The organism is Mesorhizobium sp. M0047 (genome assembly GCF_040323315.1).
Lineage (GTDB): Bacteria > Pseudomonadota > Alphaproteobacteria > Rhizobiales > Rhizobiaceae > Mesorhizobium.
This window is the reverse complement of the sequence record NZ_JAMYUW010000012.1, coordinates 135,361-152,080: the sequence shown is the minus strand read 5'-3', so window position 1 is coordinate 152,080 and position 16,720 is coordinate 135,361. Positions and strand designations below refer to the sequence as shown.

General features: G+C 62.9%; 19 protein-coding genes. 9 read left to right on the top strand and 10 right to left on the bottom strand.

The annotated features are described in order from the left end of the window. Positions 1 to 28 precede the first annotated feature (28 nt). On the bottom strand, positions 29 to 565 hold the full coding sequence (locus NKJ89_RS14445) for a hypothetical protein (RefSeq protein WP_352603302.1): 537 nt from the start codon (positions 563 to 565) through the stop codon (positions 29 to 31). After that, positions 558 to 1,169, bottom strand: coding sequence for a CGNR zinc finger domain-containing protein (locus NKJ89_RS14440; RefSeq protein ID WP_352603299.1), 612 nt, complete (start codon positions 1,167 to 1,169; stop codon positions 558 to 560). The genes NKJ89_RS14445 and NKJ89_RS14440 overlap by 8 nt, the downstream gene beginning before the upstream one ends. Before the next feature lie 148 nt (positions 1,170 to 1,317). Here NKJ89_RS14440 and NKJ89_RS14435 point away from each other — a divergent pair, with 148 nt between their 5' ends. The 4 genes from NKJ89_RS14435 (at position 1,318) to NKJ89_RS14420 (ending at position 5,818) form a co-directional block, all read left to right on the top strand. Then, entirely contained in the window at positions 1,318 to 2,223 is a 906-nt protein-coding gene (locus NKJ89_RS14435) for a branched-chain amino acid ABC transporter permease (RefSeq protein WP_352603297.1), read from the top strand. Positions 2,224 to 2,413: 190 nt separating this feature from the next. Then, the gene (locus NKJ89_RS14430) at positions 2,414 to 2,998 is read left to right on the top strand and encodes a TRAP transporter small permease subunit (protein WP_352603295.1); all 585 of its coding nucleotides are present in this window, start codon (positions 2,414 to 2,416) and stop codon (positions 2,996 to 2,998) included. Further along, positions 2,998 to 4,770 carry a TRAP transporter large permease gene (locus NKJ89_RS14425; RefSeq protein ID WP_352485807.1) on the top strand — a complete coding sequence of 591 codons (1,773 nt, stop codon included), beginning with the start codon at positions 2,998 to 3,000 and terminating at the stop codon, positions 4,768 to 4,770. The genes NKJ89_RS14430 and NKJ89_RS14425 overlap by 1 nt, the downstream gene beginning before the upstream one ends. A 19-nt stretch (positions 4,771 to 4,789) precedes the next feature. Further along, positions 4,790 to 5,818, top strand: a complete 1,029-nt coding sequence (locus tag NKJ89_RS14420) for a zinc-dependent alcohol dehydrogenase family protein (protein ID WP_352603356.1) — start codon at positions 4,790 to 4,792, stop codon at positions 5,816 to 5,818. 161 nt (positions 5,819 to 5,979) lie between these two features. Here NKJ89_RS14420 and NKJ89_RS14415 read toward each other — a convergent pair whose 3' ends face one another. Beyond that, on the bottom strand, positions 5,980 to 7,089 hold the full coding sequence (locus NKJ89_RS14415) for a TRAP transporter substrate-binding protein (protein ID WP_023761451.1): 1,110 nt from the start codon (positions 7,087 to 7,089) through the stop codon (positions 5,980 to 5,982). A gap of 265 nt (positions 7,090 to 7,354) precedes the next feature. Between NKJ89_RS14415 and NKJ89_RS14410 the strand changes: the two genes are divergently transcribed. After that, positions 7,355 to 8,128 carry a gamma-glutamyl-gamma-aminobutyrate hydrolase family protein gene (locus NKJ89_RS14410; protein WP_023761450.1) on the top strand — a complete coding sequence of 258 codons (774 nt, stop codon included), beginning with the start codon at positions 7,355 to 7,357 and terminating at the stop codon, positions 8,126 to 8,128. On the opposite strand, the gene NKJ89_RS14405 is transcribed toward NKJ89_RS14410, so the two are convergent. The 4 genes from NKJ89_RS14405 to NKJ89_RS14390 form a co-directional block, all read right to left on the bottom strand. Beyond that, the gene (locus NKJ89_RS14405; RefSeq protein ID WP_352603354.1) at positions 8,129 to 8,533 is read right to left on the bottom strand and encodes a hypothetical protein; all 405 of its coding nucleotides are present in this window, start codon (positions 8,531 to 8,533) and stop codon (positions 8,129 to 8,131) included. It abuts the gene before it with no gap. An 83-nt stretch (positions 8,534 to 8,616) separates the two neighbouring features. Beyond that, on the bottom strand, positions 8,617 to 9,600 hold the full coding sequence (locus tag NKJ89_RS14400) for a 2-hydroxyacid dehydrogenase (protein ID WP_352603293.1): 984 nt from the start codon (positions 9,598 to 9,600) through the stop codon (positions 8,617 to 8,619). Continuing rightward, a complete protein-coding gene (locus tag NKJ89_RS14395; protein ID WP_352603352.1) occupies positions 9,597 to 10,619 on the bottom strand; it encodes a LacI family DNA-binding transcriptional regulator in 1,023 nt (340 codons plus the stop codon). The genes NKJ89_RS14400 and NKJ89_RS14395 overlap by 4 nt, the downstream gene beginning before the upstream one ends. A gap of 191 nt (positions 10,620 to 10,810) precedes the next feature. Then, a complete protein-coding gene (locus tag NKJ89_RS14390) occupies positions 10,811 to 11,218 on the bottom strand; it encodes a DUF2000 family protein (protein ID WP_352603291.1) in 408 nt (135 codons plus the stop codon). Between the two features lie 50 nt (positions 11,219 to 11,268). On the opposite strand from NKJ89_RS14390, the gene NKJ89_RS14385 reads away from it, so the two are divergent. Beyond that, a complete protein-coding gene (locus NKJ89_RS14385) occupies positions 11,269 to 12,138 on the top strand; it encodes an AraC family transcriptional regulator (protein WP_352603289.1) in 870 nt (289 codons plus the stop codon). 27 nt (positions 12,139 to 12,165) lie between these two features. Here NKJ89_RS14385 and NKJ89_RS14380 read toward each other — a convergent pair whose 3' ends face one another. Together NKJ89_RS14380 and NKJ89_RS14375 are read right to left on the bottom strand one after the other, a co-directional pair. Beyond that, positions 12,166 to 12,636: a MarR family winged helix-turn-helix transcriptional regulator gene (locus tag NKJ89_RS14380; protein ID WP_023761443.1), complete on the bottom strand. Its 471-nt coding sequence runs from the start codon at positions 12,634 to 12,636 to the stop codon at positions 12,166 to 12,168. Positions 12,637 to 12,853: 217 nt separating this feature from the next. Continuing rightward, entirely contained in the window at positions 12,854 to 13,600 is a 747-nt protein-coding gene (locus NKJ89_RS14375) for an intradiol ring-cleavage dioxygenase (RefSeq protein WP_352603287.1), read from the bottom strand. 200 nt (positions 13,601 to 13,800) lie between these two features. On the opposite strand from NKJ89_RS14375, the gene NKJ89_RS14370 reads away from it, so the two are divergent. Genes NKJ89_RS14370 through NKJ89_RS14360 form a run of 3 tightly spaced genes read left to right on the top strand, consistent with a single transcriptional unit; the run spans position 13,801 to position 16,186 of the window. Next, on the top strand, positions 13,801 to 14,850 hold the full coding sequence (locus NKJ89_RS14370) for a CobW family GTP-binding protein (protein ID WP_352603285.1): 1,050 nt from the start codon (positions 13,801 to 13,803) through the stop codon (positions 14,848 to 14,850). A gap of 18 nt (positions 14,851 to 14,868) precedes the next feature. Continuing rightward, positions 14,869 to 15,234 (top strand): Imm45 family immunity protein, encoded by a 366-nt coding sequence (imm45, locus tag NKJ89_RS14365; protein ID WP_198032263.1) that lies wholly within the window; start codon positions 14,869 to 14,871, stop codon positions 15,232 to 15,234. Beyond that, the gene (locus NKJ89_RS14360; RefSeq protein ID WP_352603284.1) at positions 15,212 to 16,186 is read left to right on the top strand and encodes a WD40 repeat domain-containing protein; all 975 of its coding nucleotides are present in this window, start codon (positions 15,212 to 15,214) and stop codon (positions 16,184 to 16,186) included. Before imm45 ends, NKJ89_RS14360 begins: the two co-directional genes overlap by 23 nt. A gap of 8 nt (positions 16,187 to 16,194) precedes the next feature. On the opposite strand, the gene NKJ89_RS14355 is transcribed toward NKJ89_RS14360, so the two are convergent. After that, on the bottom strand, positions 16,195 to 16,647 hold the full coding sequence (locus NKJ89_RS14355) for a hypothetical protein (protein WP_352603282.1): 453 nt from the start codon (positions 16,645 to 16,647) through the stop codon (positions 16,195 to 16,197). Between the last annotated feature and the right edge of the window lie 73 nt (positions 16,648 to 16,720).

Sequence of the window (16,720 nt, the reverse complement as noted above, 5' to 3'; positions counted from 1 at the left end):
GCATTGCAACCGAGCTGGCTGCGACGGGTCAGGTGCCCTTCGAGCAATCCGGCTTCGGCTCGCCCGGCAGCTTGCCGCCGGGATGGCCGACGAGATCGGGATTGGCCGTATAGAGCTGGTCGATGACCAGCGGCCGATCGGGCAGGATCGACTGGTCTTCCGTCGACATCAACGTGGTGTCGATCTCCTGCAGGACCGTACCGTCGGCCCCCTTGATGCTGATGGCAATCGCATAGGGCTTGTTCTTGACGACGCAGGTCAGAGCCGGGCTTTCCAGTGTCACCTTGTCGAGCTTCGGCCAGACCTTCTGCTCGACCACCAATGGCGCGCCGCCGGCCGGGTCCTGGAAGCTGGCGACCGCCACCTGGCCTTCTCCCATCGGCTTCAGCGGCCGTAGCGTCACGACATAGGTCGCCCTGGCGAGGCGGTAGTTGAAGACGAATATCTTGCCGGAAATCTCGAACAGCTTGCCGTCGTCGTTGCCGGTGTCGCGGCAGCCGCCGAGCGCAACGGCGGCAACGAGTGCAGCGCCGACGACGACCGAACGGGAAAGACCTCTAAGCATTCTTGACCTCATTTTCCGCCATGCGGCGGCGACGATAGTGACGACTTGCCTTCTGGCGGTTGCCGCACACCGCCATGTCGCACCAAAGGCGGCTGGAATTGCGGCTTCTGTCGACGAACAGCCAGGTGCAGTTGGGACAGATTCTGAGCCTTGCGGTGGTGTCGTCGCGCAGCAGCGAGAGCGCCGAAACCGCCAGCGCCGTCTCGAAGGCGATCGGCGTCACCGGATCGCCGAACGGCCTTCCCGGCGCACCGATCTCGGTCCCGCTACCGGCCAGGCCATCGGAGCAGGCTGTGAGGAAGCCCGGCAAATCGGAGGTCGCAATCGAACCCTTCGACACCGCCCCACGAAACAGCCGGTCAGTCGCCTCGCGGATCGACAGCACGACGGGTGCAATCGTCTCTGGTGACGGCGCTGCCAGCGGCCTGCCGCCAAGCTCGGCGGCGCGGAAGCGGCTCGCCGCATCGGCGAAGCGGGCAATCTCGGCCGGATCATCGAAGCGGTCGAAAGACCTCTGCGGATCGCCGCGCCGCACGACGGTGTTCGCCGTGTCGAGCGCAAGCAGGCCGCCAGTGAAGCGGTGCGGGGTCCAGGATACCGTCATGCCAGAAATCTAACCGATAAATCGCGTTTGACAAGTTAGTTTCAGCGATGCAAACCTTACCGCAGGGTGCGGTCTCCGCAGCCTTTTGAGCATGTCGTCGTCACAAAGCAACTTCGCACTTTTGGGCGACATGCTCCGAGGATTTCGCATGCTCTATTTCTTCCAGCAGGTGCTGAACGGGCTGCATTCGGGCGCTCTCTACGCCCTGCTCGCCTTCGGCTATGTGCTGACCAACGGCATCCTGCACCGCACCAACCTCGCCTATGGCGCGCTGTTCGCCTTTTGCGGCCAGACGATGATCCTCACCGCGGCTTTCGGCTATCAGGTGCTGTGGCTGACGCTGCTCGCGGCGGTGGCGCTCGGCGTCGTCGCGGCTTTCCTCTATGCCACGCTGATCAGCCACGTGCTGTCCCGCAGCGTCTTCGAACCTTTGGCCGACCGTACACCCAACGCGATCGTGGTGACGACGCTCGGCATCCTGTTGCTGTTGTCCGAGGCGAGCCGCATCGCGGCCGACACGCACGATTTGTGGCTGCCGCCGATGCTGGCACAGCCTGTCGTTTTCGCGCAGGGCGCGACCTTCAAGGCGACGCTGACGCTTATCCAGCTCATCGACTGCGCGGTGGCGCTGGCGACAATCGCCCTGGCCAGCTGGACGTTTGCCCGTTCGGGCTTCGGCCGGCGATGGCGCGCCGTTTCCGATGATCCCAAGGCAGCCGCGATGTGCGGCGTCGACGTGCGCGCGGTGTTACGGCATGCTGTGCTGTTCGGCGGTTTCTGCGCCGCGCTGGCCGGCATCATGGCCGGCCTCTATTACGGCAATGTCAGCTTCGGCTCCGGCCTCGTCTACGGGCTGAAGATCCTGTTCGTGACGGCGGTCGGCGGCTATCTCTCGCCGCCGCGGGCGGCGCTGGGCGCGGCCGCTTTCGGCATGGCCGAATCGCTGTGGACCGGCTATTTCCCGGTCGAATGGCGCGATGCGTGGATGTACCTGTTCCTGGTCGCGATCCTGGTGCTGATCGGCGCCGGCCGCGACACCGGCAAGATTGCCTGAACCGCATCAGACTTTGGTTGCATGACGCGGGGCAGAGAGCCGGTATCCGCCCAACTCTCCCGTGCAATGATATCTTGCCGCCGCTATCCTTGTTGACCCGTCAGTCCACGCACGGCATACCGTTGGACCACGTGGCGTGACGGGACAATAAGGGGGAGCCGGCACGCCTCCGACATACAGGGAGGAATGCATGGCAGGGCTTCTCGCTCTATCCAGGACCATCGATCGTGCGAATGAGTTCATTGGCAAATGGGTGTCGTGGCTGATCCTGCTGGCGATCCTGGTGAGCGCCGCCAACGCCATCATCCGCAAGATGTTCGACATATCCTCGAACGCCTGGCTCGAGCTGCAGTGGTATCTGTTCGGCGCCGCCTTCATGCTGGCCGCCGCCTATACGCTGAAGCAGAACGAACATATCCGCATCGACATCGTCTACGGCCTGTTTTCACGCCGCGTGCAGCACTGGATCGACCTGCTTGGCCATCTGCTTTTCCTGATGCCGTTCGTGACGCTGATGGTGATCTATTTCGTTCCCTATGTGTCGCTGTCGTTTCGCAGCGGCGAAATGTCCAACAATTCCGGCGGGCTCATCATCTGGCCGGCCAAGGCCATCCTGCTCATCGGCTTTTTCCTGCTCGCGCTGCAGGGCGTCTCCGAGATCATCAAGAAGATCGCCATCATGCGCGGCGACATGGACGATCCCAACCCGTTCATATCTGTGCATGAGCAGGCCGAACTCGAAGCCAAGGCACTGGCCGACGAGGTGCGCTCGTGATGGAGTTCATCGCCCAGAACATGGCGCCGATCATGTTCGCATCGCTGATCATCTTCCTGCTGATCGGCTATCCAGTCGCCTTTTCGCTAGCCGCCAACGGCTTGATGTTCTTCTTCATCGGCGTGCTCCTCTCGCCCTATTCCGGTGGATCGATCAACCTCGCCTGGCCGCTTCTGCACGCACTGCCGGATAATTTCTACGGCAGCCGGGTGATGTCGAACGACACGCTGCTGGCCATTCCGTTCTTCACCTTCATGGGCATCGTGCTTGAACGATCGGGCATGGCCGAAGATCTGCTCGACACGATCGGCCAGCTGTTCGGGCCAATCCGCGGCGGCCTCGCCTATGCGGTGATCTTCGTCGGCGCCCTTTTGGCGGCGACCACCGGCGTGGTGGCCGCGTCCGTCATCGCCATGGGCCTGATCTCGCTGCCGATCATGCTGCGTTACGGCTATGACCGGCGCGTGGCGGCCGGCGTCATCGCAGCGTCTGGCACGCTCGCCCAGATCATCCCGCCGTCGCTCGTGCTGATCGTCCTCGCCGACCAGCTCGGCCGTTCGGTCGGCGACATGTATGCAGGCGCGCTGATCCCGGGCCTCGTGCTCACCGGGCTCTATATGTCCTACATCCTGATCATGTCCTTCATCCGGCCGAATTCGATGCCGGCGCTGCCGCTCGAGGCCCGTAAGCTCGGCCATGGCGTGATGTCCTTGCTGGTGGCGCTGGCGGTCACATCAGCGGTTTCCTACGCGGCGTATCGCTATCTGGCGCCGACGCATGGCGACAATGCCGACATTCTCGGCGCCACCGCCGGAGTGCTCTTTATCTACATTGTGGCCATTGCCGACAAAGGCCTGAACTTCAACATGATGTCGAGGCTCGCGCAGCAGGTGATCATCGTGCTGATCCCGCCGCTGGCGCTGATCTTCCTGGTGCTGGGCACCATCTTCCTCGGCATCGCCACCCCGACCGAAGGTGGCGCCATGGGCTCGGTCGGCGCCTTGATCATGGCGGCGGCAAAAGGCAGGCTGTCGCTGGACGTGGTCAAGCAGGCGCTGACCTCGACGACGCGGCTGTCGTCCTTCGTGCTGTTCATCCTGATCGGCGCGCGGGTGTTCTCGCTGACCTTCTACGGCGTCAACGGCCACATATGGGTCGAACACCTGCTGATCTCGCTGCCGGGCGGCGAGGTCGGCTTCCTGATCGGCGTCAACCTGCTCGTCTTCTTCCTCGCCTTCTTCCTCGACTTCTTCGAGCTCGCCTTCATCATCGTGCCGCTGCTGGCGCCGGCCGCCGACAAGCTCGGCATCGACCTGATCTGGTTTGGCGTGCTTCTGGGCGTCAACATGCAGACCAGCTTCATGCACCCGCCCTTCGGCTTCGCGCTCTTCTATCTGCGTTCGGTTGCGGCCCGCGTGCCCTATCTCGACCGCCTCACCGGCAAGCAGATCGCGCCGGTAACCACCGGGCAGATCTATTGGGGTGCGGTGCCCTTCGTCTGCATACAGGTGATCATGATCGGGCTGACCATCGCGTTCCCGCAAATGGTGATGCACTACAAGGGAACGACCGTCGATCCGGGCACGATCGATTACAAAGTGCCGGAGGCACCCGGCTTGTCACCGCTGGGCACACCATCTGCCGGCGGCACGGCACCAGCCGCTCCCGCCGCGCCCGATGATCTGTCGCAGCCGCCGAGCTTCGGCGAACCGGCGCCGGCCCAACCGGCGGCACCGCAGCCGGATCTGTCGCAGCCGCCAAGCTTCAACTGAACCCGGCATGGGCAAAATCATGAAGGCGGTTCGGCTGGAAGCGGTGGGCAGCATCGCGCTGCGCGAAGTCGACAAACCCGATATCGGGCCGGACGAGCTTCTGGTGCGTGTCGAAGCCTGTGGCGTCTGCGGAACCGACCGGCATCTGTTTCACGGTGAATTTCCGTGCACGCCGCCGGTGACGCCCGGCCATGAGTTCTCCGGCATCGTCGAGGCGATCGGAGCATCCGTATCCGGCTTTGCCATTGGCGATCGTGTCACCGGCGACCCCAACATCGCCTGCGGGCGTTGCGCGCATTGTCATGCCGGACGGGTCAACCTCTGCAGCAATCTGCAAGCCATCGGCATCCATCGCGACGGCGGTTTTGCCGAATATCTTGCCTTGCCGCAGAAGCAGGCTTTTGTCCTGCCTGTGGGCCTGGATCCAATGCACGGTGCATTCTGCGAGCCGCTAGGCTGTTGTCTGCATGGCGTGGACCTTGCCGCGATCAGACCAGGCAGCTCGGTGGTCGTGCTTGGCGGCGGCGTGATCGGCCTGCTCACCGTGCAACTGGCTAGACTGGCCGGGGCCACGACCATCGTCCTGTCGACCAGACAGGCCTCGCGGCGCGCGCTCGCCGAGGAACTCGGCGCCACGACGACGGTCGATCCGACCGCCGCCGATGTCATCGAAGCCATCGCCGGACCAGCCGGTCTGGTGCCGGGCGGAGCCGACGTGGTGTTCGAATGCGCAGGCGTGCGAGAGACCGTCGAGCAGTCAATGCGGCTGGCCCGCACCGGCGGCACGGTCGTCGTCGTCGGCGTGACGCCGCAAGGCATGAAAGCGGAATTCGAGCCCTTCGACCTGCTGTTCCGGGAACTGAAGGTGCTCGGTTCCTTCCTCAATCCCTACACCCATCGCCGCGCCGCCGAACTCATTGCATCGAGTGCAATCGAGATCGACAGGCTGATCTCCAGGCAGGTGCCGCTCGAAGACGCGGCAGCGGTGATCGCCAATCCACCGGCGCCCGGCGAGGTCAAGGTGCTGGTGGTGCCCAGCCAGGGCTGAGTGGCTACCGCAGATTGTTATACGAGCGTTTGCGCCGCCCCTCATCGCCCTGCCAGGCACTTCTCCTCGTATAGTGATGGGGAGAAGGTGCCGGCAGGCGGATGAGGGGCGGCGCAAACTTCAATCCTTTGCCGCGCAAGCCCTAGGTCTCTCCGATGGGGCTACAGCTTGCCGTTGCGCTGCTGGACCATCATGAAGGTGTCGTAATTGTATTCGGCCACCTGCGCCCAGAGATAGTGCTCTTTGCGGAAGCCCTTGATCGATTCCCAGATCTTCTTGAACGGGGCGTTGGAGGCTTCCATTTCGGCATAGACCTCGTTGGCTTTTTCGAAACAGGCCGCCATGATCTCCTGGCTGAACGGGCGCAGTTTCGCGCCGCCGGCCACCAGCCGCTTCACCGCCGCAGGGTTCAAATAATCGTACTTCTGCAGCATGTTGGCGTCCGCGGCCTGTGCCGCGGTGCGCAGAAGCGACTTGTAAGTCGGCGAAAGCTCGTCGTATTTCGCCTTGTTGAACATCAGGTGGACGGTCGGGCCGCCTTCCCACCAGCCGGGATAGTAGTAATAGGGCGCGACCTTGTAGAAGCCGAGCTTCTCGTCGTCATAGGGCCCAACCCATTCGGCGGCGTCGATGGTGCCTTTTTCCAGCGCAGGATAGATATCGCCGCCGGCGATCTGCTGCGGCACGACGCCGAGCCTCTGCACCACCTTGCCGGCAAAACCGCCGATGCGCATCTTGAGGCCGGAAAGGTCGGCCACCGTTTTGATTTCCTTGCGGAACCAGCCGCCCATCTGCACGCCGGTGTTGCCGCCCGGCAGGCCGAAAAGGCCCTGCGTGGCGAGAAACTCGTTGAACAGGTCGATGCCGCCGCCATGGTAATGCCAGGCATTCATGCCGCGTGCGTTGAGCGAGAAGGGAACCGCCGCACCGAGTGCCCATGTCGGGTCCTTGCCCCAGTAATAATATGCCACCGTGTGGCAGGCTTCGACCGTGCCGGCGGTGGTGGCGTCGGCGGCCTGGAGGCCCGGCACCAGTTCGCCGGCGGCGAAGACCTGGACCTGGAAATTGCCGTCGGTGGCTTCCGACAGCATCTTCGAGAACACCTCGGCGCCGCCATAGATGGTGTCGAGGGACTTCGGGAAGGACGACGCCAGCCGCCACGTCACCTTGGGATTGGACTGAGCTATTGCGGGCGCCGCCAGAGTGGCCGCCGCCGCCGCGGCGCCGACGCCTGTGACACCAGCCTTGCGAATGAATGAACGACGATCCATGCAGTTCCTCCCTTTTGGATCAAAAGACCGACGTTCGGGGATATCCTCGATTTCCGTGTCGGTTCGTTCGAGACAATACACGGGCAAGAAGTCGAGTCCAGCACGGCGGCCCGATTTGACGGCGAAGCCCAGCCGCCCTGCAACTATAGTCTAACGGGCCGTTTCCTGGCCTATGTGACACGTTGAAACTTGGCATGGAAAAATCCCCAGGGATCGCCTATTTTGGAGGCAGGAATCCCTTGCTCAGATGGAACACAGAGCCAAAATGCATCAGCCGCTCGTCGCCATATCAACCGACGTCCGTCAGTTCGACAACTACACCTGGCATGCCGTCCCGCAGCAATATCTGGAAGCGGCGATCACCGGCGCCGGCGTGTTCCCGGTGCTTGTGCCGTCGTTTGGTGACCGGCTCGACTTCGACGAACTTCTGTCGTCGGTCGATGGCGTGATGGTCACCGGCTCGAAATCCAATGTGCATCCTTCGCTTTATGGCGGCGACGCCAGCGAAGCCAACGGGCCCTATGACCCGGCGCGCGACGCCACGACGCTGCCGCTGATTCGCCGGGCGATCGAGCGCGGCGTGCCGCTGCTCGCGATCTGCCGCGGCATCCAGGAATTGAATGTGGCGCTCGGCGGCACGCTCGGCACCGAGATCCAGGAGCGCGAGGGTTCGCTCGACCACCGCGCCCCGGTGAGCGACAATCAGGACGAACGCTTCGGTATCCGGCAGACGGTGACGATCAAGCCCGGAAGCTGCCTGGCCGGTGTGTTCGGCGAGGGCGACATCATGGTCAATTCCGTACACCGCCAGGCGGTCGACCGGCTCGGCTCGAAGCTGCAGATCGAGGCCGTCGCCAACGACGGCACGGTCGAAGCGGTGTCGGTCAGGGATGCTCGCGCCTTCGCCGTCGGCGTCCAATGGCACCCTGAATATTGGGTCAAGTCGGACAGCAACTCGGCGAAAATATTCCGCGCCTTCGGCGATGCTGTTCGCCTGCACGCCGCGGCGAAAGCCGGAGCGCGCGCTGCGGCAGAATAATCAGTCGCCAGATTTAGAGTCACTGGTGGCCGCCAGCGACAGCAGCGGCAGCGCCGGGGCGTAAGATTCGTAGCCATTGCCGTCGGCAGCCGCGAATGTGACGATCGGATCGACACCGTTGGCGCTGAAGGCGACCGTGCCGTCGTCTTGCTCTCGCCAGAACTTCGCCTGCTCTATGCCCGGCAAGAGTTTGCGGCAGATCGGGGCGACGGCAAGCAGGGACAAGCCATCCGAGATTTCGGTCCCGCGACTGACCGCACACGCCGCCTCGTCGCCATTGGCGACCAACCTGTAGCTGTTGGACGGCACGACTTCGTCGGCGGCACTTTCACTGCTGCCACCGTGAAACAGCTGAATGCTGCCAAACAGGGCTGCGGCAGCGATCAATGCGGAAATTGCTTTCATCATTCTTCATCCACGCACACCGGACAGGATAAAGAATGATTCCTGAGGGTTAAGCCGACGTTAATAAACGCGGCAGCCGCAGCTCAGCCACGAGCCCTGACTCCGACCGTCTCCGGCACCGGCGTCAGCGGGCGGCGCTCGATGAACCAGGACACCAGATTGTCTACGCACAGGTCCGCCATGGCACGGCGGGTGTGATCCGAGGCCGAGCCGACATGCGGCAACAGCGAGGTGTTTGGCGCGTCGAGCAACGCCTTGGGCACGTTCGGTTCGTCGGCAAAGACATCGAGGCCGGCAGCGGCGATGATGCCGTTGGCGAGTGCTGCCGCAAGCGCGGGCTCATCGACCGTGCTGCCGCGGCCGATGTTGACGAAGACGCCATCGGCGCCAAGCGCCGACAGGATTTCGGCATTGACCGCCTTCTCCGTCGAGGCTCCGCCAGGCGCTACCGAAATCAGTGTGTCGACGGATTCGGCAAGGCCTTTCAGCGTCGGATGGTACTGGTAGGAAAGCCCTTCGACGCGACGCCGATTGTGGTAGGAGACCGGCAGGCCGAAAGCTTCGAGCCGCCGGGCGATAGCTTGTCCGATGCGGCCCATGCCGAAAATACCCACACGGCGCCCGCGCAAGGTCAGCCGGCTCAGCGGATAGTTGCCGTTGCGCACCCAACTGCCATCGCGCAGCCAGGTTTCGGCTCGCGGCAGGTCGCGGACAGTGTTGATCAGCAGCCCGATGGCAGTGTCGGCAACTTCCTCGGTCAGCACGTCGGGCGTGTTGGTGACCATGACGTTCTTCGCCGCCGCATGGCCGACATCGACCGAATCATAGCCGACGCCGAAGGAAGCGATGAGTTCGAGATTGGGCAGTGCATCCATCATCGCCGCGTTGATGCCGGCGAACGAAGCGATGCCACGCACGTTGCTGCGCATCTCGTCGGTGACCAGGGACGGATCGGCACGTTCGATTGTGACACGCCTGAATGTGCGGTCGATGCGGTCGACCGCATGATCGTTGAAATCGCCCGGCACCAGGATGGTGACGGTTTGCAGTTGTTCGGCCTTGGTCATCCACGCTCCACCGGCTTGCCGGTCGACTGACGTACATGCAGTTCCGGCTTGATCAATTCCTGCGAGGGCCGCACCATCTGCCCGTTGAGCTTGTCGAGCAGGGCGCTGGCGGCACGGCGGCCCACCTCGCGCTGCCCATTCCAGACGGTGGTGAGTGCCGGCGTCGCAATCGCCGCCTCTTCGAGATCGTCATAGCCGGTGACGGAAATGTCCAGGCCAGGCACGAGGCCGGCTCGCGCGATGCCGTTCATGAGCCCGATGGCGACAAGGTCGTTCCAGCAGCAGGCCGCCGTCGGTCTATCCTTCAGCGCCAGGAATTGCCCGGCGGCCTCGAAACCGGCCTGCTTGGTGCGCGGGCCGGCGATGCGCCAGGACGGCCTGACCTCAAGCCCGGCCGCCTCCATGGCGTTGACATAGCCCTGGTAGCGATCGCGGCCGGTCGAGGTCTGGTCGGTGCCGCCGATCATGGCGATGCGCTTGTGTCCGAGCGAGATCAGATGGTTGGTGGCGAGCCCGGTGCCATAAGCATCGTCGCCGCGGAAGACCGGCACGTCGGCGCCCTCGACGGTGCGCGCGATCAGCACCGCCGGCAGACCGTTCTCCTCGGCCATCACGATATCGGAAGCGGGTGTGCCGATGGCCGGCGACATGATGACGCCGTCGGCGCCGAGCTGCAAAAGCGTGTCGATGAAAGTGCGCTGCTTTTCAAGCTGATCGTAGTGGTTAGACAGGATGAAGGTCTGCCGGCTGCGGTCGAGCTCGCTTTCGATCGAGCGCAGGATTTCGGCGAAGAACGGGTTCATGATGTCGTGGACCACGACGCCGACAATGCCCGAACGCGAGGTGCGCAGGCTGGCGGCGCGGCGGTTGTAGATGTAGCCGATGGCGCGAGCGTGTTCCTTGATGCGGTCGCGCGTGATTCCGGCAACCAGAGGGCTGTCGCGCAGCGCCAGCGAGACCGTGGCCGTGGACACGCCGAGCGCATCCGCGATCGTCGAAAGCTTGATTTTTTGTGCCAGCGCTCTGCGCTCCCCGACCGACCTGAGTTCTTGACCTAAACAGTTTAAAGGCGGCGTTATGCCACCGATCGAAGGCAAATCAAAGTTTTTTTGCCGCCGGCTGCCGGCAAGCCAATTGTCGCCCGCCGCTAACCAGAAGGCCGGCTGGCACAACAAGAGCCGCCGGCAGGCTTTGGTCGATGCGTTTGAGGCTAGGCGTGCATGCGGGCGCCCTTGGTGATCTTGTCGACCAGCTTCTTGTCGGCGCGAAGCGCAATACCGACCACCTTCGCGTCTTCAGGCGAGAATTCGGCGAAGACGGCGCGGTTGGCCGCATCAAAGCCGGTCGAAAACATCTCCTCGACATAGAGCGAGGTCGTCACGCCGCGCTCCAGCGTACGCCCGTGGATCGTGCCAAGCGTTGCCTGGTCGGCCGACAGCACGATGACCGGCTGGATCGACAGTGGATTGTAGAGATTGTCGGCGCGGTCGCGATAGGGCTCGCCGATGATGTCCGGAAACTGCGCGACGATGCCGCTGGTTAGAAAGGCCGTGACGTTGAGTTTCTGCCAGACCGGCAGATCTTCCCGCAGTACGATTGCAAATTTTGTATCGAACATGAGACATTGACCATTCGAAGTTGCACCTCAATGCGAGGCTGAAGGAGACGATGTCGCACGATCTAGACAGCCAGGCCTTTAGGGGTCTTGGACGTTTGTGCGTCGATGCGGCGGAAGACTGCATTATCTCCGCCCCCAACCCCGCCGGCATGGAGCGGATCGAGGCGCGCTTCCATGGCAGCGCCTTCGACCTGCATCGCCACGACACCTATGCGATTGGCGTGACGCTGCACGGGGTGCAGACGTTTCGCTATCTCGGCGCGACGCGCCACAGCCTGCCCGGCCAGATCATCGTGCTGCATCCCGACGAGTTGCATGACGGCGGCGCGGGTACGGAGGTCGGTCTGCGCTACCGGATGCTCTATTTGGAGCCGTCTTTGATGCTGGAGTGCCTTGGCGGCGCGTCGCTGCCGTTTGTCAGGGATGGCGTGGTGACGGACGCGGCCTTCTGCGCCACGCTGCTTTCGGCGCTGGGGCCGCTGGAGCAGGAACTCGACGAGTTGTTCGTCGACGACTTCCTCGCGCAGTTGATGCAAAGCCTGACGCGGCATGCCGGCCAGCCGGCAAAGCCGATGGCCAGGACGGCGTGGCGGGCGGCTGCACTGGCTCGCGACTATCTCACGGAAAACCTGACCCGCCCAGTGCGTTCCGGCGAGTTGGAAGCGGTAACGGGGCTCGACCGCTATGCCCTGTCACGGCATTTCCGAGCCGCCTTCTCGACCAGCCCGCATCGTTTCCTGGTGATGCGCCGGCTCCAGCGCGCGCGGAGGATGATCGCCGCCGGCGAGCCATTGGCGCAAATCGCCATCGACGCCGGCTTCAGCGACCAAAGCCATTTCATCAGGCAATTCAAGAAGGCGTTCGGCATGACGCCGGGACGCTGGTCGTCGCTTATCCAAGGCTCTGCAGCGGCGGCTTGAACGCCTGCCGCCCAGACTAACGCACAATCAGTCGTCCGACTCGGCGTCGTCGTCGATCAAAGCCAGTTCTTCGTTCGAGAGGTTGGCCTCGATGCGGGCGAGCAGCTTGAACAGCGTCTTCTGGTCCTTCTTGTCGAGGCCTTTCAGCGCCTGCTTTTCCGTCTTCTTCACCGACTTCTCGATGGCGTGAATGATCTCGCGCCCGGTATCGGTGAGGAAGATATGCGCCTGGCGCGCATCGGCCTCGGAGGCGCGTTTATCCAGGAATCCTTGGGCCTGCAAGCGGTTGATGGTCTTCGTGATGGTCGGCGGCCGCACGCCGAGACGTCCGGCAAGATTGCCGGGCGTCTGGCCATCCTCGCGGTCGAGCGCCAGCATGATCTGGTCCTGGCCGGCATAGAAGCCGTGCGCCAGAAGCCGTGCCGCCAGCGCAGTTCTTGCCAGCCTTGCCGCCGAATGCAGCCGGCTCATTGTCGCAGTCTTGTCCGCCTTGGCCATGGTCATCCCTCTTCGGCCGTACCGGTGCGGGCAGCATAGAGGCAGCCGGCCGGTTGGCAATGACGATCAAAAAGATTTCCGGCGCTTCAAACAGCTTTGCCGGCAAGCATTGTGGTGTCCGCGGTGGCTAATGCCAGATGTTTATTTCAGTTAGATGACAAACGAGTTTTCGCGGCCGGAGTTTTCGTTACGGGCAAGGCGCGTGAGCGAATGTCGCTCAGCCAGGCTTCACCGCGACGATCATCAGCGCCTGATAGGCATCCTCCACCTCGCGCAGTGCCGCCTGCGACAGCGGTCCGGCCTGCCTGGTGATGCCGTCACTGGCGTTCGAGGTGTCGCGTTTGCCGGGCCGGTCATTGTAGGGCGCGACCGTGGTGAATATCTGCTCGCTGAGACTGTCGGGGAAAAACAACTGGCCGGTCATCACCGAACTGTCGTCGGGGAAGACCTTGAAATGGATATGGGTGGTGCGGCCGCGATACCAGCCGGGATAGATGGTGGCAAAGGAAACGATGCCCATTGCATCGGTCTTCTGCCAGCCGCGCAGGAAGGTCTGGCCCGACGTGTCGACGTCCCTGCCGTCACCTTGTCCCGGATAGCCCGAATAGGCACCTTGAGCGTCGCAATGCCAGATGTCGACACGTGCGCCGGCAAGCGGCCGGCAGGCCGCGTCGACGACCTGCAACCGGACATCAAGGGCTATGCCCTTCTTGCCTTCGGTGACATCGGCACGTTCGAGTTTCGGGTCGAAATAGAACGGTCCCTCGGTCACTTCAGGTGTAATGGCGCAGACACCGGCGCCGGTCTCGAAAAGGGCCAGTCCGGCATAGGGCGAGGCCTGCGTAACCGAAGATTGGGCGGCCATTGCCGCGGCCGGTAGGAAGACACCTCCGCCGGCGGTAACCGCGATCAAGCCGAGCGCCTTGCGCCTGTTCAATGAGAAGGAGGATGGCTTGCCGGACATATCGTGCCTCTCGAATTGGCCCCCTTATCCTGATCTAGGCGGTCATAGCGGCTCTCGCCAATGGAAATTCGGTAATGTCGGCAAGCCGGTTTGGCCCATCGGTTTGCCTCGTGCAAAAGCCCGGCGCACATCCTATATGGAGCCGACAATCTCATTTCGATGGCCGGATCTTTCGCGGCCCAGATAGTTCGAGGCAATCCATGAGCGACGCACAGACCCAGATTCCCGTAACCGTTCTCACCGGCTATCTCGGCGCCGGCAAGACGACGCTGCTCAATCGCATCCTGTCGGAAAACCACGGCAAGCGCTACGCCGTCATCGTCAACGAGTTCGGCGAAATCGGCATCGACAATGACCTGATCGTAGAATCCGACGAGGAAATCTACGAGATGAACAATGGCTGCGTCTGCTGCACGGTGCGCGGCGACCTGATCCGCGTCGTCGAGGGCCTGATGCGTCGGCCCGGCCGCTTCGACGCCATCGTCGTCGAGACCACCGGGCTCGCCGATCCGGTGCCGGTGGCGCAGACGTTCTTCATGGACGACGACGTGCGTTCCAAGACCAGGCTCGACGCGGTGGTGGCGCTGGTCGACGCAAAGCATCTGCCGCTGCGGCTCAAGGATTCCAGGGAAGCCGAGGACCAGATCGCCTTCGCCGACGTCGTCGTGCTCAACAAGACCGATCTCGTCACCCCCGAAGAGCTTGCCAAGGTCGAGGCGACGATCCGCGCCATCAATCCGGCGGCGAAGATCCACCGCACGGCGCGAGCCAGCGTCGACCTATCCGAAGTGCTCGACCGCGGCGCCTTCGACCTGTCCAGGGCACTGGAAAACGATCCGCATTTCCTCGAGGCGCATGACGCTCACGACCATCATGACCACGATCATGACGGTCACGATCATCATGATCATGACGGGCACCATCATCACGCGCATGCTTCCGACATCCATGACGTGACCGTGCAGTCAGTTTCGCTGCGCGGCGGCGAGATGGACCCGAAGAAATTCTTCCCGTGGATCGAGAAGATCACCCAGATGGAAGGCCCCAACATCCTGCGGCTGAAGGGCATTATTGCGCTCAAGGGCGACGATGAACGCTATGTCATCCAGGGTGTGCACATGATCATCGAAGGCGACCACCAGCGTGCCTGGAAGGATGGCGAAAAGCATGAGAGCCGGCTTGTTTTCATCGGCCGCGAACTCGACGCCGAGAGGCTGAAGAAGAGTTTTGACGCCTGCCAGGCGGCCTGACCGTTACCAATGGCGCGTTTGCTCGATCTGGCCGATGATTTCCTGATCATCGGCGACATCATTCAACTTTCCGATAATTACGATGTCGGCCCCGGCTCTGGGACCGTCGATCTTATGGTGTTCGATCCTCAGGAGGATGAGGCCGGGCTTGGACTCATGGTGACGTCCGGCTACAAGGCGGGTCTGGTCTTCGCAGTGCTGCCGGAGGAAAGCCGGTTCGAGAAAAAACCTGGACTTTCGAAAGCCTGGTTGATCGAAAACTGGGACAAATGGTTCGTGTTCACCTATCAAGGCGGCCCGGTTCCGATCGAGGAAACCGTGATCCTGCGCTGGAACGAACGAATGACCGTTGAGACTTGCCATGCCGACCGTCGCCCCGCTTGATCTCGATGGACATTGCGTCGCCGCCGTCTTTCTCGGCGACGTGCCGCATTTCGCGATGGCCGATGGCGCCGTCCATCGGCTCGACCTTGGCCACAAGACGGTACAGGCCAATGACGGGCTGCTGGCCGCCTTCCATGATGCGGCCAACGACCGGCTGATCACCGGCGGCGAGGACGGCAAGATGTTTGCCGTGAAGGCGGGCGGCGAGGCCACCGAGCTGACCAATGCCGGAAAGAAATGGATCACCAGCGTAGCTGCCGGGCCGCAAGGCGCCATCGCCTATGCGACGGGCAAGACCGCCTTCGTGCGCTTTGCCGACGGCAAGACCCGGGAATTCGTCCATCCGCGCTCGGTCGAGGGACTGGCCTTCTCGCCCAAGGGCATGCGTTTCGGCGTCGCTCGCTACAATGGCGCGACGCTGCATTTCCCGGCCGCCGAGGGAAAGCCGGTGGAACTCGAATGGGCCGGCGCCCACACCGGCATCATCTTCTCGCCCGATGGCGTGTTCCTGGTCACCACCATGCAGGAAAATGCATTGCATGGCTGGAAGCTCGCCGACGGCAAGCACATGCGCATGAGCGGTTATCCCGGCAAGGTCAAAAGCCTGTCGTGGAGCGTGAAGGGCAAGTGGCTGGCGAGTTCCGGCGCGCCGGCGGCGATCGTCTGGCCATTTTCAAGCAAGGATGGTCCCATGGGCAAGGCCCCGCTGGAGCTCGGCACGCGCGGCAATGCCATGGTGACATCAGTCGCCTGCCACCCGAGCCAGGACGTCGTCGCCGTCGGCTATGATGACGGCATGGTGATGGCGGTGCGCTTTGCAGACGCCAAGGAAGTGCTGTTGCGGCGGCCGGGCAAGGGCGCAATAACCTCGATGATGTGGGACAGGGAAGAGCGCCGTGTCGCCTTCGGCAGTGCCGCAGGCGACTGCGGCGTCATCGACATCACGGCTTAGTTTCGGATTTACTCAGCCCCGCACGACACCTTGCCCGTCAACTCAACAGTCTTGCCGTCCTTGTCCGTGTCAGCGGATTTGTCATAGACGGCGAGCGTGTACTGACCGTCATAGACGCCCTCGTCGCTGGTCTTGGTCAGGATCGTGAGTTCGACATAGTTGTAGGCATCTGCGAGCTGATGCTCGCGGTAGATGTTCAGCCGCAATTCCTTGCCGTCCAGCCAGTACTGGGTCAGATTGGGATCCTCGAACACGGTCTTGCGCAGGTCGTCGCCGACCGGCCTCGTCTTGATTTCGAGATCGCCGCGAAAGTTGAAGGTCGGGTCGCCCATGCCTCTAGTGACGCCGGCACCGACGTCGAATGCCACAGCATCATCGTCAACGTTGCACCAGATGCCACCTGAGGCGAAGGCCGCGCTGGCCGATAACAACAGCGTCGCCACACCGATAATCGCCCGCATTTCTGTCCCCCATGGTCGCTTGTATTGGCGCTGACATCGTCAACGGGGTCAAGCGGTGCCCATACCGGCTGAG

Bases quoted from the DNA above. Each gene is read 5' to 3' on its own strand.
- NKJ89_RS14445 (WP_352603302.1), bottom strand. From the start codon at position 565: ATGCTTAGAGGTCTTTCCCGTTCGGTCGTCGTCGGCGCTGCACTCGTT.
- NKJ89_RS14440 (WP_352603299.1), bottom strand. From the start codon at position 1,169: ATGACGGTATCCTGGACCCCGCACCGCTTCACTGGCGGCCTGCTTGCG.
- NKJ89_RS14435 (WP_352603297.1), top strand. From the start codon at position 1,318: ATGCTCTATTTCTTCCAGCAGGTGCTGAACGGGCTGCATTCGGGCGCT.
- NKJ89_RS14430 (WP_352603295.1), top strand. From the start codon at position 2,414: ATGGCAGGGCTTCTCGCTCTATCCAGGACCATCGATCGTGCGAATGAG.
- NKJ89_RS14425 (WP_352485807.1), top strand. From the start codon at position 2,998: ATGGAGTTCATCGCCCAGAACATGGCGCCGATCATGTTCGCATCGCTG.
- NKJ89_RS14420 (WP_352603356.1), top strand. From the start codon at position 4,790: ATGAAGGCGGTTCGGCTGGAAGCGGTGGGCAGCATCGCGCTGCGCGAA.
- NKJ89_RS14415 (WP_023761451.1), bottom strand. From the start codon at position 7,089: ATGGATCGTCGTTCATTCATTCGCAAGGCTGGTGTCACAGGCGTCGGC.
- NKJ89_RS14410 (WP_023761450.1), top strand. From the start codon at position 7,355: ATGCATCAGCCGCTCGTCGCCATATCAACCGACGTCCGTCAGTTCGAC.
- NKJ89_RS14405 (WP_352603354.1), bottom strand. From the start codon at position 8,533: ATGAAAGCAATTTCCGCATTGATCGCTGCCGCAGCCCTGTTTGGCAGC.
- NKJ89_RS14400 (WP_352603293.1), bottom strand. From the start codon at position 9,600: ATGACCAAGGCCGAACAACTGCAAACCGTCACCATCCTGGTGCCGGGC.
- NKJ89_RS14390 (WP_352603291.1), bottom strand. From the start codon at position 11,218: ATGTTCGATACAAAATTTGCAATCGTACTGCGGGAAGATCTGCCGGTC.
- NKJ89_RS14385 (WP_352603289.1), top strand. From the start codon at position 11,269: ATGTCGCACGATCTAGACAGCCAGGCCTTTAGGGGTCTTGGACGTTTG.
- NKJ89_RS14380 (WP_023761443.1), bottom strand. From the start codon at position 12,636: ATGGCCAAGGCGGACAAGACTGCGACAATGAGCCGGCTGCATTCGGCG.
- NKJ89_RS14375 (WP_352603287.1), bottom strand. From the start codon at position 13,600: ATGTCCGGCAAGCCATCCTCCTTCTCATTGAACAGGCGCAAGGCGCTC.
- NKJ89_RS14370 (WP_352603285.1), top strand. From the start codon at position 13,801: ATGAGCGACGCACAGACCCAGATTCCCGTAACCGTTCTCACCGGCTAT.
- NKJ89_RS14360 (WP_352603284.1), top strand. From the start codon at position 15,212: ATGCCGACCGTCGCCCCGCTTGATCTCGATGGACATTGCGTCGCCGCC.
- NKJ89_RS14355 (WP_352603282.1), bottom strand. From the start codon at position 16,647: ATGCGGGCGATTATCGGTGTGGCGACGCTGTTGTTATCGGCCAGCGCG.